16 protein-coding genes are annotated in these 20,512 nt (G+C 63.4%); 2 read left to right on the top strand and 14 right to left on the bottom strand.

Annotated elements, in window-relative coordinates:
• Window positions 1–17: 17 nt before the first annotated feature.
• The 14 genes from V2I08_RS01850 to V2I08_RS01785 form a co-directional block, all read right to left on the bottom strand.
• Window positions 18–1,151 carry an FAD-binding oxidoreductase gene (locus tag V2I08_RS01850; RefSeq protein ID WP_349633644.1) on the bottom strand — a complete coding sequence of 378 codons (1,134 nt, stop codon included), beginning with the start codon at window positions 1,149–1,151 and terminating at the stop codon, window positions 18–20.
• Window positions 1,148–2,524 carry an FAD/NAD(P)-binding oxidoreductase gene (locus tag V2I08_RS01845; RefSeq protein WP_349633643.1) on the bottom strand — a complete coding sequence of 459 codons (1,377 nt, stop codon included), beginning with the start codon at window positions 2,522–2,524 and terminating at the stop codon, window positions 1,148–1,150. Before V2I08_RS01845 ends, V2I08_RS01850 begins: the two co-directional genes overlap by 4 nt.
• Window positions 2,506–2,811 carry a (2Fe-2S)-binding protein gene (locus V2I08_RS01840; protein ID WP_349633642.1) on the bottom strand — a complete coding sequence of 102 codons (306 nt, stop codon included), beginning with the start codon at window positions 2,809–2,811 and terminating at the stop codon, window positions 2,506–2,508. Before V2I08_RS01840 ends, V2I08_RS01845 begins: the two co-directional genes overlap by 19 nt.
• On the bottom strand, window positions 2,808–4,619 hold the full coding sequence (locus tag V2I08_RS01835) for an ABC transporter ATP-binding protein (protein ID WP_349633641.1): 1,812 nt from the start codon (window positions 4,617–4,619) through the stop codon (window positions 2,808–2,810). Before V2I08_RS01835 ends, V2I08_RS01840 begins: the two co-directional genes overlap by 4 nt.
• A complete protein-coding gene (locus tag V2I08_RS01830; RefSeq protein WP_349633640.1) occupies window positions 4,616–5,443 on the bottom strand; it encodes an ABC transporter permease in 828 nt (275 codons plus the stop codon). Before V2I08_RS01830 ends, V2I08_RS01835 begins: the two co-directional genes overlap by 4 nt.
• Entirely contained in the window at window positions 5,440–6,420 is a 981-nt protein-coding gene (locus V2I08_RS01825) for an ABC transporter permease (RefSeq protein WP_349633639.1), read from the bottom strand. The genes V2I08_RS01830 and V2I08_RS01825 overlap by 4 nt, the downstream gene beginning before the upstream one ends.
• Window positions 6,420–7,964 carry an ABC transporter substrate-binding protein gene (locus tag V2I08_RS01820; RefSeq protein WP_349633638.1) on the bottom strand — a complete coding sequence of 515 codons (1,545 nt, stop codon included), beginning with the start codon at window positions 7,962–7,964 and terminating at the stop codon, window positions 6,420–6,422. The genes V2I08_RS01825 and V2I08_RS01820 overlap by 1 nt, the downstream gene beginning before the upstream one ends.
• A complete protein-coding gene (locus tag V2I08_RS01815) occupies window positions 7,961–9,244 on the bottom strand; it encodes an FAD-binding oxidoreductase (RefSeq protein ID WP_349633637.1) in 1,284 nt (427 codons plus the stop codon). The genes V2I08_RS01820 and V2I08_RS01815 overlap by 4 nt, the downstream gene beginning before the upstream one ends.
• A 7-nt stretch (window positions 9,245–9,251) precedes the next feature.
• Window positions 9,252–9,950, bottom strand: a complete 699-nt coding sequence (locus tag V2I08_RS01810) for a haloacid dehalogenase type II (protein WP_349633636.1) — start codon at window positions 9,948–9,950, stop codon at window positions 9,252–9,254.
• Between the two features lie 208 nt (window positions 9,951–10,158).
• A complete protein-coding gene (locus V2I08_RS01805; RefSeq protein ID WP_349633635.1) occupies window positions 10,159–11,085 on the bottom strand; it encodes a glyoxylate/hydroxypyruvate reductase A in 927 nt (308 codons plus the stop codon).
• Complete coding sequence (locus V2I08_RS01800) at window positions 11,082–12,131, bottom strand: PepSY-associated TM helix domain-containing protein (RefSeq protein ID WP_349633634.1); 1,050 nt, start codon at window positions 12,129–12,131, stop codon at window positions 11,082–11,084. The genes V2I08_RS01805 and V2I08_RS01800 overlap by 4 nt, the downstream gene beginning before the upstream one ends.
• A 102-nt stretch (window positions 12,132–12,233) precedes the next feature.
• A complete protein-coding gene (locus tag V2I08_RS01795) occupies window positions 12,234–14,378 on the bottom strand; it encodes a TonB-dependent siderophore receptor (protein ID WP_349633633.1) in 2,145 nt (714 codons plus the stop codon).
• Between the two features lie 331 nt (window positions 14,379–14,709).
• Entirely contained in the window at window positions 14,710–15,924 is a 1,215-nt protein-coding gene (locus V2I08_RS01790) for a heparan-alpha-glucosaminide N-acetyltransferase domain-containing protein (protein WP_349633632.1), read from the bottom strand.
• Window positions 15,925–16,237: 313 nt separating this feature from the next.
• Entirely contained in the window at window positions 16,238–17,656 is a 1,419-nt protein-coding gene (locus V2I08_RS01785) for an aldehyde dehydrogenase family protein (RefSeq protein WP_349633631.1), read from the bottom strand.
• A gap of 187 nt (window positions 17,657–17,843) precedes the next feature.
• Here V2I08_RS01785 and V2I08_RS01780 point away from each other — a divergent pair, with 187 nt between their 5' ends.
• Together V2I08_RS01780 and V2I08_RS01775 are read left to right on the top strand one after the other, a co-directional pair.
• Entirely contained in the window at window positions 17,844–18,242 is a 399-nt protein-coding gene (locus V2I08_RS01780; RefSeq protein WP_349633630.1) for a MarR family transcriptional regulator, read from the top strand.
• A gap of 100 nt (window positions 18,243–18,342) precedes the next feature.
• Window positions 18,343–20,436, top strand: a complete 2,094-nt coding sequence (locus V2I08_RS01775; RefSeq protein WP_349633758.1) for an acetate--CoA ligase family protein — start codon at window positions 18,343–18,345, stop codon at window positions 20,434–20,436.
• The last annotated feature ends 76 nt before the right edge of the window (window positions 20,437–20,512 follow it).

Here is a 20,512-nt window from a genome sequence, read left to right as displayed (position 1 = left end):
GCGGACAATAGCGCAAATCAGCCCGTCGCGAAGCGGCTAATGGTGTAGGGTGCGATCGGAATGTCGGTCGCGCCCTTGGCGATGATCTCGGCCATCGTCTCGCCCACGCCCGGCCCGATCTGGAAGCCCGACCCCGAAAAGCCGAACGCATAATAGAGCCCGCTGGTCGTCGCACTTGGCCCCATGACTGGCTGGCTGTCGGGCAGATAGCCTTCGATGCCCGACCAGACACGAATGATGTTGAGCTTGCCCAGAGCCGGGGCTAGCCGCCGGATATGCTTCAACTGGCTGACCGTATTTTGCGGCTCAACATAGGCGCGATATTGGTCGGGGAAAGATGGTCCGCGCGTACTGCCACCCAGCACGATATTGCCGCGCGCGACCTGCCGGAAATAGACCGTCTCCTCTTCCACCGGCGTCATCACGCCCACCGCTGGCAGGATGGCATAGGGCACCGGCTCGGTAACGCTCATATTGGGGCCGCGCGGCACGATCGGCACCGGCTCGCCAAATTGCGATGACAGCGCATTGCCCCAGGCGCCCGCTGTCACCAGCAATATGGGCGCCCGGAACGTCCGCCCGTCCGCCGCACTGACGACAAAATCCTCGCCGATCTTCTGCGCGTCGATGATCTGCGTATGCTCGTGGATCACCGCGCCCAGCCGCTCCGCCGCCCGTGCGAAGGCGGGCGCGGCGAGGCGCGGATTGGCATGGCCATCGGTCGCGGAATAGGAACCGGCCAGCACGTCAGGCCCGAAGAAGGGAAATTTGTCGCGCAGCGCATTGCCGCTGAGCAACTCCAGGTCCAGCCCCTCGGCACGCGCCTTGTCGGCATACTCCTCCATCGACCCAACCAGTTCGGGCCGCTCGCGATAACAGACGCGGATATGCCCGGACTGGAGATATTCGACATCTGCGCCCAGCAGCTCGCGTGATCGCCGCCATATATCAATGGCGCGGTTGGCCAGCGGCAATTGATGGATCGGCCGACCCTGCCGCCGGACATTGCCGAAATTGGTGCCGCTCGCCTGCCGCCCGATCAGGTCGGTTTCCAGCAGCGTGACCGACAGGCCATGGCCGCGCAGGAACAGGGCGGCGGATGACCCCATCAGGCCGCCGCCCACAATGATGACGTCGCTGGCGGCGCTCATGCGTCCGTGTCTCCAATGCTGATATTGAGCGGCTTGACCGGCGCCTGCCCCCGCAGGCGGCCGACCTGCTCGACCGGAATGTCCGCCTGCGCCGCGATCAGTTCAGCGGCGGCGAGGCCGCAATAACGGCCCTGGCAGCGGCCCATGCCGACCCGGCTGAACGCCTTGGCCCGGTTTGCTTCCTTGGCCCCTGTCTCCTGCATCACGGCGCGCAGATCGCCTGCGGTCACGCCCTCGCACCGGCACAATATCGCCTCGTCGGGCAGCGTGCCCGCTTGTTCTGCGGGCCAGGGGAAGGCGGTGGCCAGCCCGCGCGCAAATTTGGCATAGGTGCCGACATCACCGCGCAGCGACGCCATCTCGCCCTTGTCCACCGGCAGGCCCAGATCGCCCAAGGCCGCAAGCGCGGTCAGCCGCCCGCTCGCCTCGGCCGATCGCGCGCCCAATATCTTCGCGCCATCGCCCGCCAGATAGACGCCCGCGACGCTCGACCGCCCGTCGCCGTCGCGCTCTGGCAGCCATTGGCGGGTGACCGGATCGAAAGCGAACGCACAGCGCGCTAGGTCGGCCAATTGGGTTTCGGGCCGCAGATGATGCCCCATCGCCACGGCATCGCAAGCGATCGTCTGCTCGGCGCCATCGCCAACCCGGAAGCGGATACCGCTGACGCCATCCTCGGCATTACCCAATATCTCCAACGGTTTGACGCTATTGCGGACCATCACGCCCGCGCGCTTCAACGCCAAAGTCAGCGCCACGCCATTCCACAATACCGACGGCACCGCCAGCAGGTCGGGCAAGGCCTTGATCCGCGCGCTATAGGGTGCCGTATCCAGCACCGCGACGACATCGGCCCCCGCCTGCACATATTGGCTCGCGACGAGATAAAGCAGCGGCCCCGACCCCATGAATACGACCTTATGACCGATCGACACCGCCTGGCTCTTGAGCGCCACCTGCGCCCCGCCCAGACTATAGCTGCCTGCAAATTGCCAGCCCTTTACCGGCATCAACCGATCCGTCGCCCCGGTGCAGAGCAGCAGCGCATCGAATGGCAAAGCCGATTCCATTGTCCGGGTCGCTGTCCGCACATGGCCATCGGCGATGTTCCACACCAAGGTTTCGGCACGATAATCGATCCGGTCCTTCAGGCCGTCGAACGTCTCATGCAGCGCCTGTGCCCGTGGCGCTTCGGTGCCGTAGAGCTTGGCATAGGGGCGGGTGAAATTGTCGGGCTGGCGGCGATAAATCTGCCCGCCGTCGCGCCGTCCCTCGTCCAGCACGATCGGCCGGATGCCCGCCTGCACACAGGCCTCCGCCGCGCGCGTGCCCGCTGGCCCGGCACCGACGATGATTATGCGTGGTTCGGCCATGTCGCCTCCGGCTGGCTGGTGAGGATACGCTGGCCCGGTGCCGCCAGCGTCGAGCAGGCGCGCAGCCGGTCGCCGCTTTCGGTCCATACCCAGCAATCCTGGCATGCGCCCATCAGGCAGAATCCGGCGCGCTTTTCCGGCCCGAATTCGGACTGGCGCAAGGTCGCGCCCTGGCTCAGCAGCGCGACCATCAGCGTGTCCCCTTCCAGCGCGGCGACCGGCGCGCCATCGACATGCAGGGTCAGGCTGGGGCGGTCGGTTTCGCCCAGGCGAACGAAACGGCTCATGACGGGATCAAACTTTCATCTCCATGATGGCATAAAATCTGGCTGCCCTTGGCCAGCAAATGGCGCGGCGGCGGGGTCGTATTGCACAGCCCGTCCACCCGCGCGGCGCAGCGCGGCAGGAAACGGCACAGATCAGGATGATCGCTCGACGCGCCGATCGGCGGCGGCGCGGCACCCGCATGGCTTTCCTCCAGCCAGCCCGCGCGCATTTCCGGCACGGAGCCGATCAGCAGGTCGGTATAGGGATGGAAAGGCGCGGTCCCGAACGCCGCGCGCGGTCCCGTCTCGACCATCGTGCCCGCATAAAGCACCAGAATGTCATCGCAGATCGCCCGCACCGTCGAGATGTCGTGGCTGATGAACATCGTTGCGATGCCGAGTTCCCGGCGCAATTCCGCCATCAGCTCCAGGATCGCCGCGCCCACCACCGTATCGAGCGCGGACGTCACTTCGTCGCACAGGATAAGCTGCGGGTCGGCCGCCAACGCGCGCGCCAGATTGATCCGCTGCTTCTGCCCGCCCGACAGGCCGCCGATCGGCCGGTCGATCAGCGTCGCTGGCAGGCGGATGAGGTCGAGCAGTTCCAGCACCCGCAGATGCGCGGCATTGCCCTTCAACCCGTGGTAAAAGGCCAGCGGCCGCGCCAATATGCGCCCGACGCTATGCGCCGGATTGAGCGCCGTATCGGCATTCTGGAACACCAATTGCACCCGGCGGAACTGCTCGCGACTGCGGCCTTTCAAGCCCGGCGGCAATGGCTCGCCATCGAGCAATACCTGCCCGCTCGCGGGCGGCAACAGCCCGGCGATCACCCGCGCGATGGTCGATTTGCCCGACCCGCTCTCGCCGATCACGCCCAGGGTCGCGCCGCGTTCGATCGTCAGGTTGATGTCGCGCAGCACCGGAATGCGCGGCCGACCCTCCTTGTCGATCTTGCCATAGCCTGCGGTCAGCCCCCTGATTTCCAGCAGCGGCGCGGCGGGCAGCTTGGTCTTGGCCGGGGCCGGACGAATGGCCGGACGCGCGGCGGCCATCAGCGTCTTGGTATATTCATCCGCCGGGGCATGGAGGATCTGCGCCGCCGCGCCGGCCTCCTGTACGCGGCCCTGGCTCAGCACGACGATCTGGTCAGCCATCTGCGCCACCACCGCCAGGTCGTGCGACACATAGATGGCGGTCGCACCGCGCTCCAGCACCACCGCCTTGAAGGCGCGCAGCACTTCGATCTGGGTCGTGACGTCCAGTGCGGTGGTCGGCTCGTCCAATATCACCAGTTCAGGATCGGTGATCAGCGCCATCGCTGCCATTAACCGCTGCAACTGCCCGCCCGACAATTGATGCGGATAGCGCGACCCGATCGTGTCGGGGAAGGGGAGGGCGAGGCCCCGGAACAGCTCGACCGCTTTCGCCTCGGCCTCGCTGCGCGGCATCAGGTCGTGGATCAGCGCAGGCTCGATCACCTGCTCCATGATCGTGCGCGACGGGTTGAACGCCGCCGCCGCCGACTGCGCGATATAGGCGATGCGATTGCCGCGTAGCTGCGCTAATGCGCTGCGATCCAGCTTGGTGAGGTCAACATCGCCGACGCGGATCGACCCGCCCGCAATCCGCGCGCCAGGCCGGGCGTGGCCGAGCAAGGTCAGCGCAATCGTCGTCTTGCCCGACCCCGACTCCCCGATCAGCGCCAGCACCTCACCACGTTTCAAGGCGAAGTCGATATCGCTGACGATCGGGAAAATCTCCCCCGCCGCATTGCGCGCGGTGACGGTCAGGCCCCGCACTTCGACATGGGGTGCCAATTCGGTCATCGGCCTTTCCCCTGTCCCGGTAGCGCATCGATCAGCAGATTCACGCCAACGGTCAGCGTCGCAATGGCCAGCGCCGGTGCCAGGATGGCGAGCGCCCCTTCGCCCAATCCCGAAATATTCTCGCGCACCAACGACCCCAGATCCGCGTCGGGCGGCTGCACACCAAGGCCAAGGAAGGACAGGCCCGACAGCAGCAGCACGATGAACACGAAGCGCAGGCCAAAGTCGGCCAGCAGCGGATGGATCATATTGGGCAGGATTTCAGCGATGGCGATATGGAACCGCCCTTCGCCCCGCGCCTTGGCGACCTGCACATAATCCATCTGCGCCAGATTGACGGCCAGTGCGCGGGCGATGCGGTAATTGCCCGGTACATAGGTGAAGGCAGCGATCAGCAGCAACAGCCCCAGCGACGATCCGAACGCCGCGACCAGCACCAGCGAGAAAATCTTGGACGGGATCGAAATCAGCATGTCCATAAAGCGCGACAGCGGCTCATCGACCTTCGCCCCGCCCACCGCCGCCGTCAGCGCCAGTGCCGTGCCGGTGCTGCTCGCGAGCAAAGCCGCTGCTGCCGCCAGTGCTACGGTATAGCGCGCGCCCGACAGCAGGCGGCTCAGCACATCGCGGCCGAGATAGTCGCTGCCCAGCCAATGCGCCGCCGATTGCCCGTCGAACACATCATAGGCGACGAAGGCACCGATGGGATAAGGTGCCAGCATCGGCCCGAACAGTGCGACGAGCAGCCAGAAGACAACCAGCGCCAAACCGACCTTGCCCGACAATGGCAGGGCTTTCGCCCGTTTGAGAACAGAAGCAATCATTGCGCGCGCAGCCTGGGGTTGGCGAGGATCGCGGTAACGTCGGCGATCAGCATCAGGATGAGATAGGCGGTGCAGAAAATCATCGCGCAGGCCTGCAACAACGGCATGTCGCGGCTGGTGACGGCGTTGACCATCAGGCTGGCGAGGCCGGGATAGTTGAAAATGGTTTCCACGATCACCGCTCCGCCCAGCAGATAGGAGAGGCTGAGCGCCATGGCGTTGACGATCGGGGCGATGGCATTGGGCATGATATGCTTCAGCACGACCCGTACCGGCGTCACGCCTTTCAACACCGCCATCTCCACATAGGGCCGGTCCATCTGATCGATCACCGCCGCGCGGGTCATGCGCGCCATTTGTGCGACGACGATGACGCACAAAGTCAGGATCGGCATGGCGACGCCGCGCAGATAATCGCCCCAGCCCATGTCACTGGAAGCCATCGCGATCGACGGCAACCAGCGCAGCTTCACCGAAAAGATGAGCACGGCAATGGTCGCCACCAGAAATTCGGGCACCGCGACCATCGACAGCGTGACGATATTGAGCGCCCGGTCGATCCGTCCGCCCCTGTTCATGGCGGACCCGATGCCGATCGACAGCGCCACCGGAATGGCGACCAGAGCAGTCAGCGCCGCAAGCAGCAGACTATTGGGCAGGCGGGTGGAAATGACCTCAGCCACCGGCATATTGGCGACCATCGACTGGCCGGGATCGCCACTGACCATGCCGGTCAGCCAGCTCACATAACGGACATGGGCGGGACGATCGAGGCCCATTTCATGGCGAAGCGCCGCGACCTGTTCCGGCGTCGCGCTCTGGCCCAGCGCCTCCTGCGCGGCATCGCCGGGCAGCAGTTGCGCGATGATGAAGATGGTGACCGACACCATGAACAATGTCAGCAAGGATGATGCGAAACGCTTGGCGATCAGCGTCAGCGCAGCCTTCATGCCGCTCTGGGAGGAAGCGCCCGCCATCAGCCTTCCCACCACACATGTTCGGCAAAACGATAGCCCATCATGCCGCCCATCGCGACCGGGAACATGCCCTTCAACCGCCGGTCATAGCCGTCGATCAGGTTGATGAACACCGGGATGCCGACCCCGCAATGGTCGCGGACCAGCCCCTGCATCTCGCCATAAAGCTGTTTGCGCTTTGCCTGATCAGCCTCGCCGCGTGCTTCCAGCAGCAGCCGGTCGAAGCGCGGATTCTTCCATCCGCTCTCGTTCCAGGCTGCGTCCGACTTGTAGAACAGACTGAACAACAAGTCGGCGGTCGGGCGTGGGTTGGTGTTGCCGAAGCCCAGCGGATGCTTCATCCAATGGGTAGACCAATAGCCATCGGCCGGCACGCGATTGACCGCGAGCTTCAGACCAATGCGCGATCCATATTCCTGCAATATCGACGCCATGTCGACCGATCCGTCGGCGGCGGGCGACGCATAGACAGGCAGCCGCACGCCATCCAGCCCCGACCGTTGCAGATGCCAGCGCGCCTTGTCCAGATCCAGCGCCCGCTGCGGCAGATCGGCGCGATAATAGGGGTGGAAGGGCGGGATCGGATGGTCATTGCCGATGGTCGCATAGCCGCGATAGAGGGCGCGCTTGATCAACGGCCGATCGAACAGATATTTCATCGTCGCGACGAAATGCGGATTGCCGGTCGGCAAGCGATCCTGCCGCATGATGAGGTTGGTGTGCAGCCCCGACTGCGTTTCCATCAACGCATGACCGGCCGACGCCATGATGCGCTTGGTCGATCGCGGATTGACCGCGATCACCAGATGAACGTCCCCCGACAGCAGCGCATTGACCCGGCTCGTTTCGTCGGGAATGCCGATCAGCTCTATCTCGTCGAGATAAGGCTTGCCCGGCTTCCAGAAATTGGGGTTGCGCCGCGCCAGCGTGCGAACGCCGGGACGAAATTGCGCGCACACATAGGGACCAGTGCCGTTAGCGGTACGAAAATCGCTAGTTCCTGCGCGCAGGATCAGGAAATGCGATTGGGCGAGGATGGCGGGCAAGTCGGCATTGGGGCCGGTCAGGCGGATCACCAGATCCTGTTTGCCCGTCGCCCTGATCTGCGCGAACTGCTCGGCAATCTGCGCCATCTTCGACGCCGTCGCCGGGTTCTTGTGCCGCAGCAGGGACCAGACGACATCCTGCGCCGAAAGGCTGGCACCATCATGAAAGGTGACGCCCTTGCGCAGCCTTATATGCCAGGTGATCTGGTCCGCGCTTTCGATCCGCTCGGCCAGGTCGGGCTGGGCATTGAGCTGGCTGTCAAGCTGGGTCAGCCCGCTATAGAACATATAATGGCGGACATAGTCGGTCGACAGCGCGCCCTTGGCTGGATCGAGCGTGTCGGCGGTTGAACTCGACAGGCTGGCGGCGCGGATGCGTCCGCCCCGGCGCGGCCGCCCGGCGGCCAGCGCGCCATCGGGCAGCAGCAACCCTGCGCCCATGCCAAGGCCCGCGCCCATCAGGCCACGGCGGGAGAGGGAAGGCAGAATGTCGGTCAATGGATCACATCCTGCCATTTATACCATAGCCCCACCAGCGGCAGGAACCAGGGTTTGCCGAAATGCCCCGGCACACTGGGCCAGTCCAGATCAGCCCAAGGGTTCGCGTCCGGCTCGCCACTCATCACGCGCGCCATCTGCTGCCCCATATGGGTCGCCATCTGCACGCCATGGCCGCTATAGCCCATGGAATAATAGAGCCCGTCCTGTTCGCCCGCGCGCGGCAAACGGTCGGCGGTCAGGTCGACCATCCCGCCCCAGACATGATCGACGCCCACACCCTTCAACGCCGGGAATAGGGCGCCCATCGTCTCTTCCAGAATGCGCCCGCTTTTCAGGTCCGACCGGGGGTCGCTGATCGCAAAGCGCGCCCGTCCGCCAAAGATCAGGCGATTGTCGGGGGTCAGGCGGAAATAATTGCCGATATTCTTGCTGGTCACATAGTTGCGCCGCCCCGGCAGGAGCCGGTCGATCGTCGCATTGTCGAGCGACTCCGTCGCGATCACGAAGCTGCCGACCGATATGATCCGCCGCCGGAAGAAACCGAAGGGCGCAGCGGCAGGCGCGCCGCCCGTGGCTACCAGCACTTGGGTTGCGCTGATCGTCCCGCGCGAGGAGGTGACCCGCCATCCGTGCGGCAGGCGATCGAGACCCGTCACTTCGGCATGTTCATAGATGCGCGCGCCGGCCCGCGCCGCCGCTTCCGCCAACCCCACGCCGAAACGGGCGGGATGCAATTGCGCACTGGTCGTCTGGATCAGCGCGCCATGAAAGGCGTCCGACCCTATTTCATCCCGAATCTGCTCCGACGGCACCAGCCGGACATTACTGTCCACTTCGGCCGCCAACAGGTCATGCGCCCGCACCAGCTTGTCATAATGTTGGGGCTTGGCCGCCAGTTTCACCCGGCCGCAGCGATCGAAATCGCAATCAATGTCTTCTTCGCGCGCCAATCGCTCGACCGTATCCACCGCATCGCAATGCGCGCGATACCAGGCCTTGGCGACGGGCTTGCCGAACTTGGCCGACAAAGCGCCATAGTCATGCGCCGTGCCATTATTGCACTGGCCGCCATTGCGCCCGGACGCTTCGCCCACGACTTGCCCCGCCTCCAGCAGCACGACGTTTGCGCCGCGCTTGGCCAGCGCCAACGCCGCCGAAAGGCCGGTAAAGCCGCCGCCGATGATGACGACGTCGGCCTTGTCTTCGACCCCACCCTCCGCGCCACCCGTGAAGGGCGGCGCGCTGGCGAGCCAGTAGGAGAGGGAAGAGGCGCGCATCAGCCGATCAAAGACCGACGACGGCAGGCAGGCAACCGATATGCGGGATTTCGACATCGCGATAGAAGGGGTTGGACGGCTCATGGCCGCGCCCCACGAATACGCGGCAGCCGAAATGCAGGTCGGTGGCGGTGTTCTGGTCGTAGCGGAAGCTGGACGAAACATGCATCATGTCTTCAGGCACGGCACCCAACTGACCGAACATATATTCGAACGCCTGCATCCGGGGCTTATAGGCCTGCGCCATCTGCGCGGTATAGACCGCATGGAAGGGCGCACCCAGCATTGCGACATTATGATGGATCTGATCGTTCATCGCGTTGGAAAGGATGACGAGCGGGATCTTGTCGCCGATCTTCGACAGGCCACCAGCCACATCGTCATGCGGACCCCAGGTCGGCACGGCGTTATAGACCGCGTCGGCATCCGCTTCGTTATAGGCGACGCCCCATTTCTCGCAGGTCCGGCGCAGCGAGTTGCGGATGATCTCCTGATAGGGTTCCCATGCCCCCATCACCTGGTCGAAGCGATAGGCACCCCAATCCTTGCAGAAAGCGGGCAGCTTTTCTGCGTCGATCCGGTCGGCCATGAAAGCGGTCGCCATCTCCGTCATGCGGAAACGGGTCAGCGTACCATAACAGTCGAAGCTGATAAATTTGGGCCGGAAATTGGGCATCGGCGGATCGTCCTTTGCAGATTTTGACATTGGCCTTGGCAGCCGGGTGACAGGGACATTACGACATGGCTGCACCGGAACATGAACCCCATTTCGACGCGGCGCGGCGCAGATTATAGGCTTTTATCGCGCCCCATTCGGCATAGTTTGCCGTGCCCGGTGAGGTGGCAAGACGGCGCGCGATAAACGGGTGTCAGCGGCGAAAAACGAATGGCACGCAGCATGGAATGTCGCGTCCTCAATAGCCACGGCCCCGCGCCACTTCGCCCTCCATCGCCTCACCCGCCGCATAACGGCGGATATTGGCGATAAGTGCCCGCGCCGCGCTGTCCGCGCGGGTCATGCTGGCGACATGGGGCGTCATGACGATGCGGGGATGCGTCCAGAAAGCATGTCCGGCGGGCAGGGGTTCTGGATCAAATACATCCAATATCGCGCCTGACAGATGCTGTTCGTCGAGAAGGGACAGCAGATCCTGCTCCACCAGATGACCGCCTCGTCCGACATTGATCAGGCCGGCTCCTTGCGGCAATTGCGACAGATGCTCCCGGCACAAGATGCCGCGTGTGTCCGGGGTCAAAGGCAACAGGCAGATGAGGATATCGCAACTTGACAGGAAAGCGGGCAGGGCCGCCTCGCCCGCATGGCATGCCACTCCTGCAATGGCGTGGGCCGACCGGCTCCACCCCGATAGCGTGAAACCGAATGGCGCAAGTCCCTCCAGCACGGCCTGCCCCAAATTGCCCAACCCCATCACGCCCACCCGCCGCTGCCCGGCAGGCACCAGCTTGATCGGCGCCCAGCGGCCCTCGCGCTGCGCAATGCCATGGTCGATCAGATTCCGATGCAGCGCCAGCACCGCCATCGTCACATATTCCACCATGCCCTGGCGAATGCCCGGCTCGATCATCCGCACGACCCGCACATGCGGCGGCAGGCGCCCCATGTCGAACTGGTCGATGCCCGCGCCGATTGAAAACAGCACTTCGAGTGCGGGCAGGCTGGCGATCAGGTCGGCCGATGGGTTCCAGGCGGCGAGATAGCGGATGGTGGCCGGATCATGCGGGTCGGAGGGATCGACAAACGCCACGTCCGCCGCTTCGGCCGCGAATATCTCGCGCCAGATGCGGCCGCGTTCGGGATCGGATGTGTAGAGCAGGGTCATGGCATGCGCTTTCGGGTTGTGGCAGGGCAGCGGCGGGCGGCCTTGGCCTGCCACCACATAAGAGGACCGGAAACGGCAAGGGTGGCAAGCAGCAGTGCGACAATCAACAGGAGTGTCGGGCCGACAGGGCCAAAGGCATCGCCTGCGTGAAGCGGCAGCACCGCCATCCACAGCGCGCTATTGGTCGATGCGTGGCTGGCGCTGACGATGCGCGGTTGTGCAAGCGTCACGATGACGCGATGGATCGCGCGGTCATTGCGTTCCGGGGCATGGAAATTGACAATCAACCTGTCGCCGTCCAGGCGCAGATCGCGCAGCGCAGCGTCGGGAAAGGCGGTTTGCGCCAGCGCGAAGCTGCGGTCGATGGCGACCGACGAAGCGCTGGTCGATACGGGGGCTGCGCTGTTCTCCATCAGTTCGGGAACGATCAGCAATAGGCCGGTGATCGCGATGAACAGCAGGATGGCGGCTAGCACCACGCCCGCCGTTCGATGGCATTGGCGCAGCACCATTCGGGGCGATAGGGTCCAGCGCACCGCCAGCGCCTTGCGGATCGTGCCACCCCTGGGCCACCAAAAAGCGAGTCCGGTCGCCACCATTGCCAGCAAGGCCAGGCCATTGAACGCAACCAAAATCATGCCGGCCTTTCCGGCCATCAACCGATAGTGGATCTGCAAGGCGGCTTCGACCGGGAAGGCCAGCAGGCCGCCATGCCGCAACACCGCACCATCGGCTGGATCGATAGAGGCATAACGGACAGCGGCATCGCTATTATACAATTGCACGAAATAGGTGGCGTCCTCGGCGTCGGGCGCAAACAGGCGCGTCACTTGGTAGCCGGGCGTCGCGCGGTTCGCTTGCGTCACGGCGGCACCCGCCGAGATGCGCACGCCCGACCGGCTGCTGGTCATGGCCACCGGATCGATCAGCCGGGCCAGCGGCCCGCGATAGACCAGCATCGCCCCGCTCAACGCCTGCACCAGCAGGAACGCTGCCATGGCCAAGCCGATTATCCGGTGCAGACGCAACATCCGTGCGCGGTTCATGCGGCATCCTTCTTCTGCAACGAAAAGGGCCGCTGGCGACAGGAGAAGAAATGTCGCCAGCGGCCCTGAAGGGAGAGGCGAGAACGCCTCCCGCCACCTGATTTAGAAATTAAACGTACCGCGGATCGTGAAGGAACGCGGCATGCCCGGCTGCACCCACAGGGCCGCATAGGAACTGGCATAATATTTCTTGTCGAACAGATTGTCGACATTGGCGGACAGTTTGAATTGCTCGTTGATCGTCACCGAACCCAGCAGCTTGGCGATGGTGTAGCTGGGCAGGAAGAAGGTCGTGGCGGTTTCGCCCAGACGCTTGCCGACATGGTTTACGCCGGCACCCAACATCGCTGCATGATCGCCGATGGTGAAATTCTTGAACAGCAGGATGTTGCCCTGATGCTTGGGAATGTTGATCAGCGGATCGCCCTTGCGGATCGGCGCGGCGAAATTGGGATCGAGCGTGTCGGATGCCCAACCTGCATCGGTATAGGCATAGGTCAGGAACAGCTCGAACCCGGCAGGCAGCTTGGCGTTCACGTCAAACTCAATGCCTTTGCTGTCTGCCCCGCCAACCGGCTTTGAAAAGCCTGCATTGAGTGGGTCAGTGGCAAGGACGTTGGTCTTTTCCATTTTGTAGAGCGACAGGGTGCTCGTGATCCGGCCGTCCGGCGTTACGAACTTGGCACCCACTTCATAGGATTCGCTCACTTCGGGTTCGAACGGCTGATTGTCGAAACCAACGCCACTATTGGGGCGGAATCCCTTGCCATAGCTTGCGTAGAAAGACAGGCTGTTTGTCGGTTCAAATACCATGCCAGCCATGGGGCTGAACTTTGTGTAGGATTTGCGCGGGTTGTTGCCCCCGGCGCGGTTGTCGATGTTCTGGTTGAAGTCGTCATAGCGCCCGCCGAAACGGACCTTGAATTGCGGCGTGATTTCGATCTGATCCTGGATATAAACACCCCACGCCTTCTGCACCTCATTGGCATTCTGGATCACGACATTGGGAACAGGAGCGGCGATGTTGTAATCGGGATTGAAGATGTCGATCGCATAGGACTGGTCGGCTGCGACCGGGCGGTAGCGGGTCTGGAAGGTGTCGATCTCGAACTTGTCCCAATCCGCGCCAACGCGAAGATTGTGGATGATCGATCCGGTTTCGAATTTACCGCTGATTTCGCCACGGAACACCATATGGGTGGTGCTATAGTCGCGATAGCGGCGCTGGCGGGTGAGGGTGCGTCCGTCATTGTCGAGCCGCTGGCGGCCAAGGACCAGTTCAGGATCGCTGGAGAAACCCTCGAACGTCGTATCCTTATAGCCTGCGCCCAGCATGACGACCCAATCGTCGCTCAGGTCATGCTGCAACTGCGCCTGATGGCCAAGCGCCGTGATCTTGATCGGGCCGTCATTGGGGTTGCCCAGGAAACGGCTCTGCGGAATAGCGCCCAGATTATAGGTCGTGCCTGCCGCCGTTACAGTCGGGATCGCCACCACGCCGCGATCGAACGGCACTTCCTGGTTCACATATTCCAGCTCGTAGGTGAAGATCGTCTTGTCCGACAGCTTCGCCAGGATGGACGGGTTCAGCACATATTTGCGGGTTTCCACCGTGTCACGGAAACTTTCGGCATCCTCGACGGCCCCGGTCAGGCGGATGGCAACACTGTCGCCAAGCGGCATGTTATAATCGCCCTCGACGCGATAGGTGTTCCACTTGCCACCCGCGACCGTGAAGCTGCCGCCTTCCTTGAAGGTCGGCTTCTTGCTGACGATGTTGATCGTGCCACCCGGCTCGCCGCGCCCGAACAAGGCCGAGTTCGGCCCCTTGAGTACTTCGATCCGCTCGACATTGGAGGCATCACGCGGCCCGGCATAGCCGCGTCCGCCGTTGAAGCCGTTGACCAGGAAGCCGCTTGGGAAATTCTCGTCGCCGGCAAAGCCGCGAATGGCGAAACTGTCCCACAGGCCGCCGAAATTATTCTGCTTCGAAACACCGCTTGCCAGTTCAAGCGCGGTGTCGAGCCGGGTGATGTTCAGGTCGTTGAGCAGCTTGCCTTCCAGAAACTGGACCGCCTGCGGGATTTCCTTGACTGGCGTGTCGCCGAAATATTGGCGCTTGAGTCCAGTGACGATAATACTGCCCTGTTCTTCATCGACCGGAGTCTGGGCAAGGGCGGCGGTGGGCAGGGCGATGGCGGCGGTGCTGGCGATGAGCGCCAGGCGAAGAGCCGATGATGTGCGCATGATGATATCCCCTATGAAAAATCGCTGTTCCCGAATGTCCTGCGAAACGGGGACCGGCTGGTCTTCTTTTATGGTCCGATGCGGACATTGCGTCCTGTCATCGGCAGCCGGGCCGCGGGGTGTTTCCGTCACCTCTTGTTGAATTCAGGCTAGGTTGAGTTACGGATATATTACGTCAAACTTGGCACGCCTGACGGCGCAAAATTGTGAATCCTGATGTCCTACGGCATGAAAATGCTGCTTGTCGTTACGCTGTCGATCCTGGCGAAAAGCGTGTAAAATGGCCGCCTCCGATAAGGAAGGCGGCCTGCGACCCGGAGGGTTCATGCCCTCAGAGATATTTGAGCCACCATATATCCTTGCGCCGCTGCTTGAGCTGCGCGAACCAGCGGGTGGGATAATAGAGCGGCAGGATCAGCAGCGCGACCCAGATCCAGACGGTGGACAGATTGTCGACACCGAACACCGTGCCCTTGGTCGGGCCATAGAGCGCCAGCGCAACATTGTAGATCAGTTTGAGGGCATAGAGATGCAGCACATAATAGAACATCGGCGCACCACCTAGCAGCGCCAGATGCGGCATCACACGGCTGTTCTCGCACTTCTCGAACAAAGCGAGCAACAGGCAGCCGGTCCCGACCGTGGGCATCAGGAACAGCAAGGAGGGCGGATATTTGGTGAGCGCCAGGAAGCTCATCACCGTGCGCGCCGCATTTTCGCCGACGAACCAGGGCTTGTCGCCATAGACATTGAGGTAGCGGATCAGAATGAAGCCCAGCACAAGCCCAAGGCCGGTCATCAGCAACCGCCGGATGCGCCGCTGCGGATCGCTGCCCTTGGCGAACCAAGGCCCGCAGGCATAGCCCAGCAGGATGACGCCGATCCATGGCAGGATGGGATAGGTGGTCTTGACCGCGATGCCGCCAAATTCAATGAGCGAGCGCTGATGCAGGATCGCCCAGGCGACATAGCCCGGCTGGTCGGCGGTCAAGCGGATCGGATCGAGCAGATTGTGCAGGCACACGATGGCCAGGCCCACCGCAAACTGCGCGACGCGCGGCAGGTGCAGCAGGGCGGCCAGCGCGATCATCGAAATCCCGATCGCCCAGATCACCTGCAACCAGATCGCCGTGGGCGGAAAGGCGGGAGCCTGCGTCGGCCAGGCATAGCCGACCACGGTAAACTCCAGGACGATCAGGAACAAACCGCGCTTCAGCAGGAATTCCGATACCTGCCCCTTGCTGTGCGACTGGCCGTAGAGCCAGGCCGACAGGCCGGTCAGCGCCACAAAGGTCGGCGCGCAGAAGGTCGAGAGCAAGCGCGTGTAGAACAACCCCGGATCGGTCGTGGTGGCGTCTACCGGGTCGGTGACTTGCAAATGCAGGAAAAATGTCTCGCGCACATGGTCGACCAGCATGAACAACATGACCAGGCCGCGCAGCGCGTCGATCGCGATCAGGCGGGTGCGCGCCTTGGCCGCGGCCATGGGCGACGCCGCGCCAGGGCTGAATGCGGTGGGGGGCGCGTGGCCCGCTATGCTGCTCATGGCGTCTGTCCCTTTTCCCCGTGGTTCGTTGCGGCACCGCCCGAACCAATCATGATACTCTGTATCATTTATGACCTAGCTTCGCCTCCTCCGTGTAGCAAGCTTCATTGCGACAGGAAGAGGTGGGGAACACAGTCACCGGATGCGCGCCGAAACTCCACAACCAGGGATTGGTCCCAAGGAATGAAGCTATGATGACTGCACGAACGAAAGTGTCGAATATGTCGAATGACTAGGTGGAATATGTCAAAAAAAGGGGGTGAAGAAGCGTTGCGCTCCTTCACCCCCGATAATGCCTGTGTCCGTCAGTCGTTCAGGCGTCTTCGAGCGCGATGGCGTTGACGATATGCGCCTGCGTATATTCCAGCAGTCCCGCTTCGCCCAGTTCCGCGCCAAGGCCAGATTGTTTGACGCCGCGGAAGGGAATGTTGGCGTCGATCGCCATATGCTGGTTGACCCACACCGTGCCGGAATCGATCCGCATCGCGACATCGGTCGCCCGCGCCAGATCCTTGCCCCAAACCGTGCCGCCCAGGCCATAGTCGCTGTCATTGGCGCGGGCGATCACATCGTCGATATCGTCATATTTCAGTACGGGCAGCACCGGGCCAAACTGTTCCTCGCGCACCAGCGGCGCATCATCGTCCAGGTCGCGAACGATCGTGGGCGGCATGAAATAGCCCGGCCGATCGAGCGCTTCACCGCCTGCCAGCACCGTGCCGCGAGTCCGCGCGTCGTCGATCAGCGCCTTGACCTTGTCGAACTGCATCTGGTTCTGGATCGGCCCGATGGTCGTGCCCTGCTTCGATCCGTCATCGACAATCGCCGCCTTGGCGAGCTTCGCCAGTTCGTCGCAAAATTCGTCATACATGGGGGCGGGGACATAGGCGCGCTTGATCGCGATGCAGATCTGCCCCGCATTGGTCATCGCGCCCTGATAGACTTTCTGCGCCACTTGCCGCGCATCGACATCATCCAGCACGATCGCCGCGTCATTGCCGCCCAGTTCCAGCGTCACGCGCTTCACCGTCCCGGCCGAGGATGCCATCACCTTCTTGCCGGTGGCTGTCGATCCGGTGAAGGCGACCTTGGCGATATCGGGATGGCCGGTGATCAGCGCGCCCAGCTCATTCTGGTCGCACACGATGTTGAGGACGCCGGGCGGCAGGATCGCCTGCGCCATTTCGCCGAACAACAAGGTGGTCAGCGGCGTCGTCGGCGCTGGCTTTGCGATCATGCAATTGCCAGTGACCAAAGCCGGTCCCAGCTTGTTCATCAGCAGGATGACCGGGAAGTTCCACGGCGTTATCGACGCGACGACGCCCAGCGGCGTGCGATGTTCGACCACGCGGTTGCCGCCTTCGTCCTTCAGCACCTTTGGCTCGACCCGCATGGCGGCAAAGGCGCGCAGGGTGAAGACGCTGCCCATGATCTCATAGCCCGCCTGATCGAGCGGCTTGCCCTGCTCGCTGGTCAGCAGGCTCGCAAATTCGCCGATTCGCGCCTCCAGTGCATCGGCCAACTGGTTGACCAGCGCGGCGCGCTCTTCGACAGGGGTAGCTGCCCAGCCGGGCTGGGCGCGCTTGGCGGCCGCGACGGCGCGCTCCAGCAAGGCTTCATCCGCCTTGGGACATTGGGCGAAGGCGGTGCCTGTCGCTGGATTTACAACATCGAACTGGCTGACTCCCGGCGTAAGTTCGCCGTCGATCAACATGCGGAAATCATGGTCCATTGCTCTCTCTCCTGCGCTATCAGATTATGCGCCTTGCGGCTTGGCTATCGCTTTCCGCGTCGACGCACTATAGCATATATTTGTGTGCTAGGGATACAATATTGGCAAGGGGTGATTGGAGCGAATGAAACAAGGGACCGACCTGCTTGGGTTGATAGGCTATCAAATCCAGTGCGCGCATCTCCTGATGGGTTCGGACGCCCGCAATGCCTTGGCTCCGTTTGATTTGTCGCCGGCCAAGTTCACCGCGCTGCTGATGATCCGCGACAATCCGGGTTGCGACCAGACCGCACTTGGCCGGGCGCTCAGCGTCAATCGGTCCAGTGCGATGAAGCTGGTCAATATCTTGGAGGATCGCGGGCTGGTCGAACGGCGGGCCGGCCGTGATTTGCGCACCAATGCCCTTTTCCTGCTGCCCGAAGGCGAGGTGCAGGTCCGTGCCATGGCCGAAGCCGTGCGCCAGTCCGATGCACGAATGACCCAGCGATTGAGCCGCGAGGAAGCGGCCCAACTTCTTGCGCTGCTGCGCAAAATCAGCGGGGAGGAAGATATAGCGGACAGCGAAGCGGACAATGGAATCGCCTAAACGGGTTGCGTAAACTGTATCCCTAGCGCACAATGCTCCCAACATTGGGCGGCCGATTCGAAGCCTTGCCGCCTGTAGGGGAGGATCGCGCGTGACCGACATGATGAACCTGGACCGGCTGTTGCGGCCGCGATCAGTGGCGATTATCGGCGCATCGGATAAGCCGGGCGCGCTCGGCGCATCGGTGCTGGCCAATCTGGAGCGGCAGGGCTTTGCCGGGGCCATTCATCTGGTGAACCCAAAGCGTAAAGAGATTGGCGGGCGGCCCTGCGTCGCGTCGGTCGATGACCTGCCCGAAGGCGTCGATGCCGCGATCCTGGCGATCCCGCGCGTCGGCGTGCTGGACGCGATGCGCGGCTTGGCCCGGCGCGGGGCGGGCGCGGCAGTGATCTTCTCGGCCGGTTTTGCCGAAGACGGCCCGCAGGGGCTTGCCGATCAGCAGGAAATCGCCCGCATCGCCCGTGAGGCGGGGATGGTGGTCGAAGGCCCCAATTGCCTCGGCCTCGTCAATTTCCGCGACAATGTCTCGCTGACCTTCATCGACATGCCGCCAGCGCGCGCGCAGGGCGACCGGCGCGTCGGCATCGTGTCGCAATCCGGCGCGATGGCCGCGGTGCTGGCGACGACGATGATCCATCGCGACGTGCCATTGAATTGCTATATCTCCACCGGCAATGAGGCGGCGAGCGGAATCGAGGATTATCTCGCCTATCTGGTCGACCAGCCCGACACCGCCGTCATCGGCATGATCGCCGAACATATTCGCGACCCCGCAAGGTTCCTCGCCGCCGCGCGGGCAGCGCGGGCAGCGGGCAAGCAAGTCGTGCTGCTCCATCCGGGCCGCAGCGCAGCGGGTGCGGCGAGCGCTGCCACCCATACCGGGGCGATGGCGGGCGATCATGCCGTCATGGCGGTGCATGTAGAGCGCGCCGGGGTGATCCTGGTCGACTCGCTCGAAGAATTGGGCGACGTGGTCGAGATATTGGCGCGCAACGCAGCGATCGGCACGGGCGGGACCGGCGTTATCGCGGAATCGGGCGCGTTCAAGGCGATGATGCTCGATCTGTCGGAAGCGGTGGAATTGGACCTGCCCGCCCTGAGCGATGCCGACAGCCCGGCATTGCGCGCGGCCCTGCCCGATTTCGTGCCGGTCACCAACCCGCTGGACGTCACCGCGCAGGGGCTGGTCGATCCGGGCCTCTACGGCCGCACCTTGTCCGCTTTGGTGAACGATGACCGCATCGGCACGATTTTGGTGACGCTGATCCAGACCGCGCCCGCGACATCCCACATCAAATTCGCCGCCGTGCTCGATGCCCTCGCCACCTTGCGTCCGACCAAGCCGATCATCATCGGCGGCGTCGATGAAGGCGGCGGCGTGCTGGACGCGGACATTGCGGCGCTGCGCGAAGCGGGCGCGACCTATCTCCCCACCGCCGAGCGCGCCATCCGCGCGCTGGCGCGGATCAGCGGCGCGGCTGCCCGTGATTTCGCGGCTGAACCACTCAACGCCGAACCCGTCGCTGATCTGGCACAGCTCGGCAGCACTATCCCCGAATATCGCTCCAAGGAGATTATGGGCGCGCGCGGCATTGCCTTCCCGGCTTTCGCTCTGGCGCAGACGCTGGAGGAGGCGGCGCTGGCAGCCGACCAGCTCGGCTATCCGGTCGTGCTGAAGGCGCAATCGCCCGAACTGCCGCACAAGAGCGATGCGGGCGGCGTGATCGTCGGCCTCAAGAATCGCGAGGAACTGGCCGAGGGCTGGGCGCGGCTCGCCGCCAATCTCGCCGCTTCCCGCCCCGACCTGACGCTCGACGGCGTGCTGGTCGAGGGGATGGCGGACAAGGGCGTTGAACTGATCGTCGGCGCGCGCAACGACCCGCATTGGGGCGCGACCATCCTGGTCGGCTTTGGCGGCGTCGCGGCCGAACTGCTGCACGATGTCTGCCTGCTCCCGCCCGACCTGCCACGCGCGGCGATCATCGCGCGCATTCGCAAACTGCGCATGGCCCCCTTGCTCGACGGCTTCCGCGGTGCGCCGGTGATGGACATTGAAGCGGTCGCCGATGTCGTGCAGCGGCTCGGCCAGATGGTCGCGGCGACCCCGCAAATCCGCGAGGTCGATCTCAACCCGGTGATCGTCTATCCGCAGGGCAAGGGGGCGTTGGCGCTCGACGCGCTCATCTCGCTCTGACACGGACGACGCACCGGCGATTTGACTTGGCAAATTGTTTCGCCAGCATACAATGGCGGAACAAGTGCCGGAGAGA

Source organism: Sphingobium sp. MK2, assembly GCF_040170545.1.
Lineage (GTDB): Bacteria > Pseudomonadota > Alphaproteobacteria > Sphingomonadales > Sphingomonadaceae > Sphingobium.
Note: the sequence above shows the minus strand (reverse complement) of the source record. Positions and strands in the feature narration are given on the sequence as shown.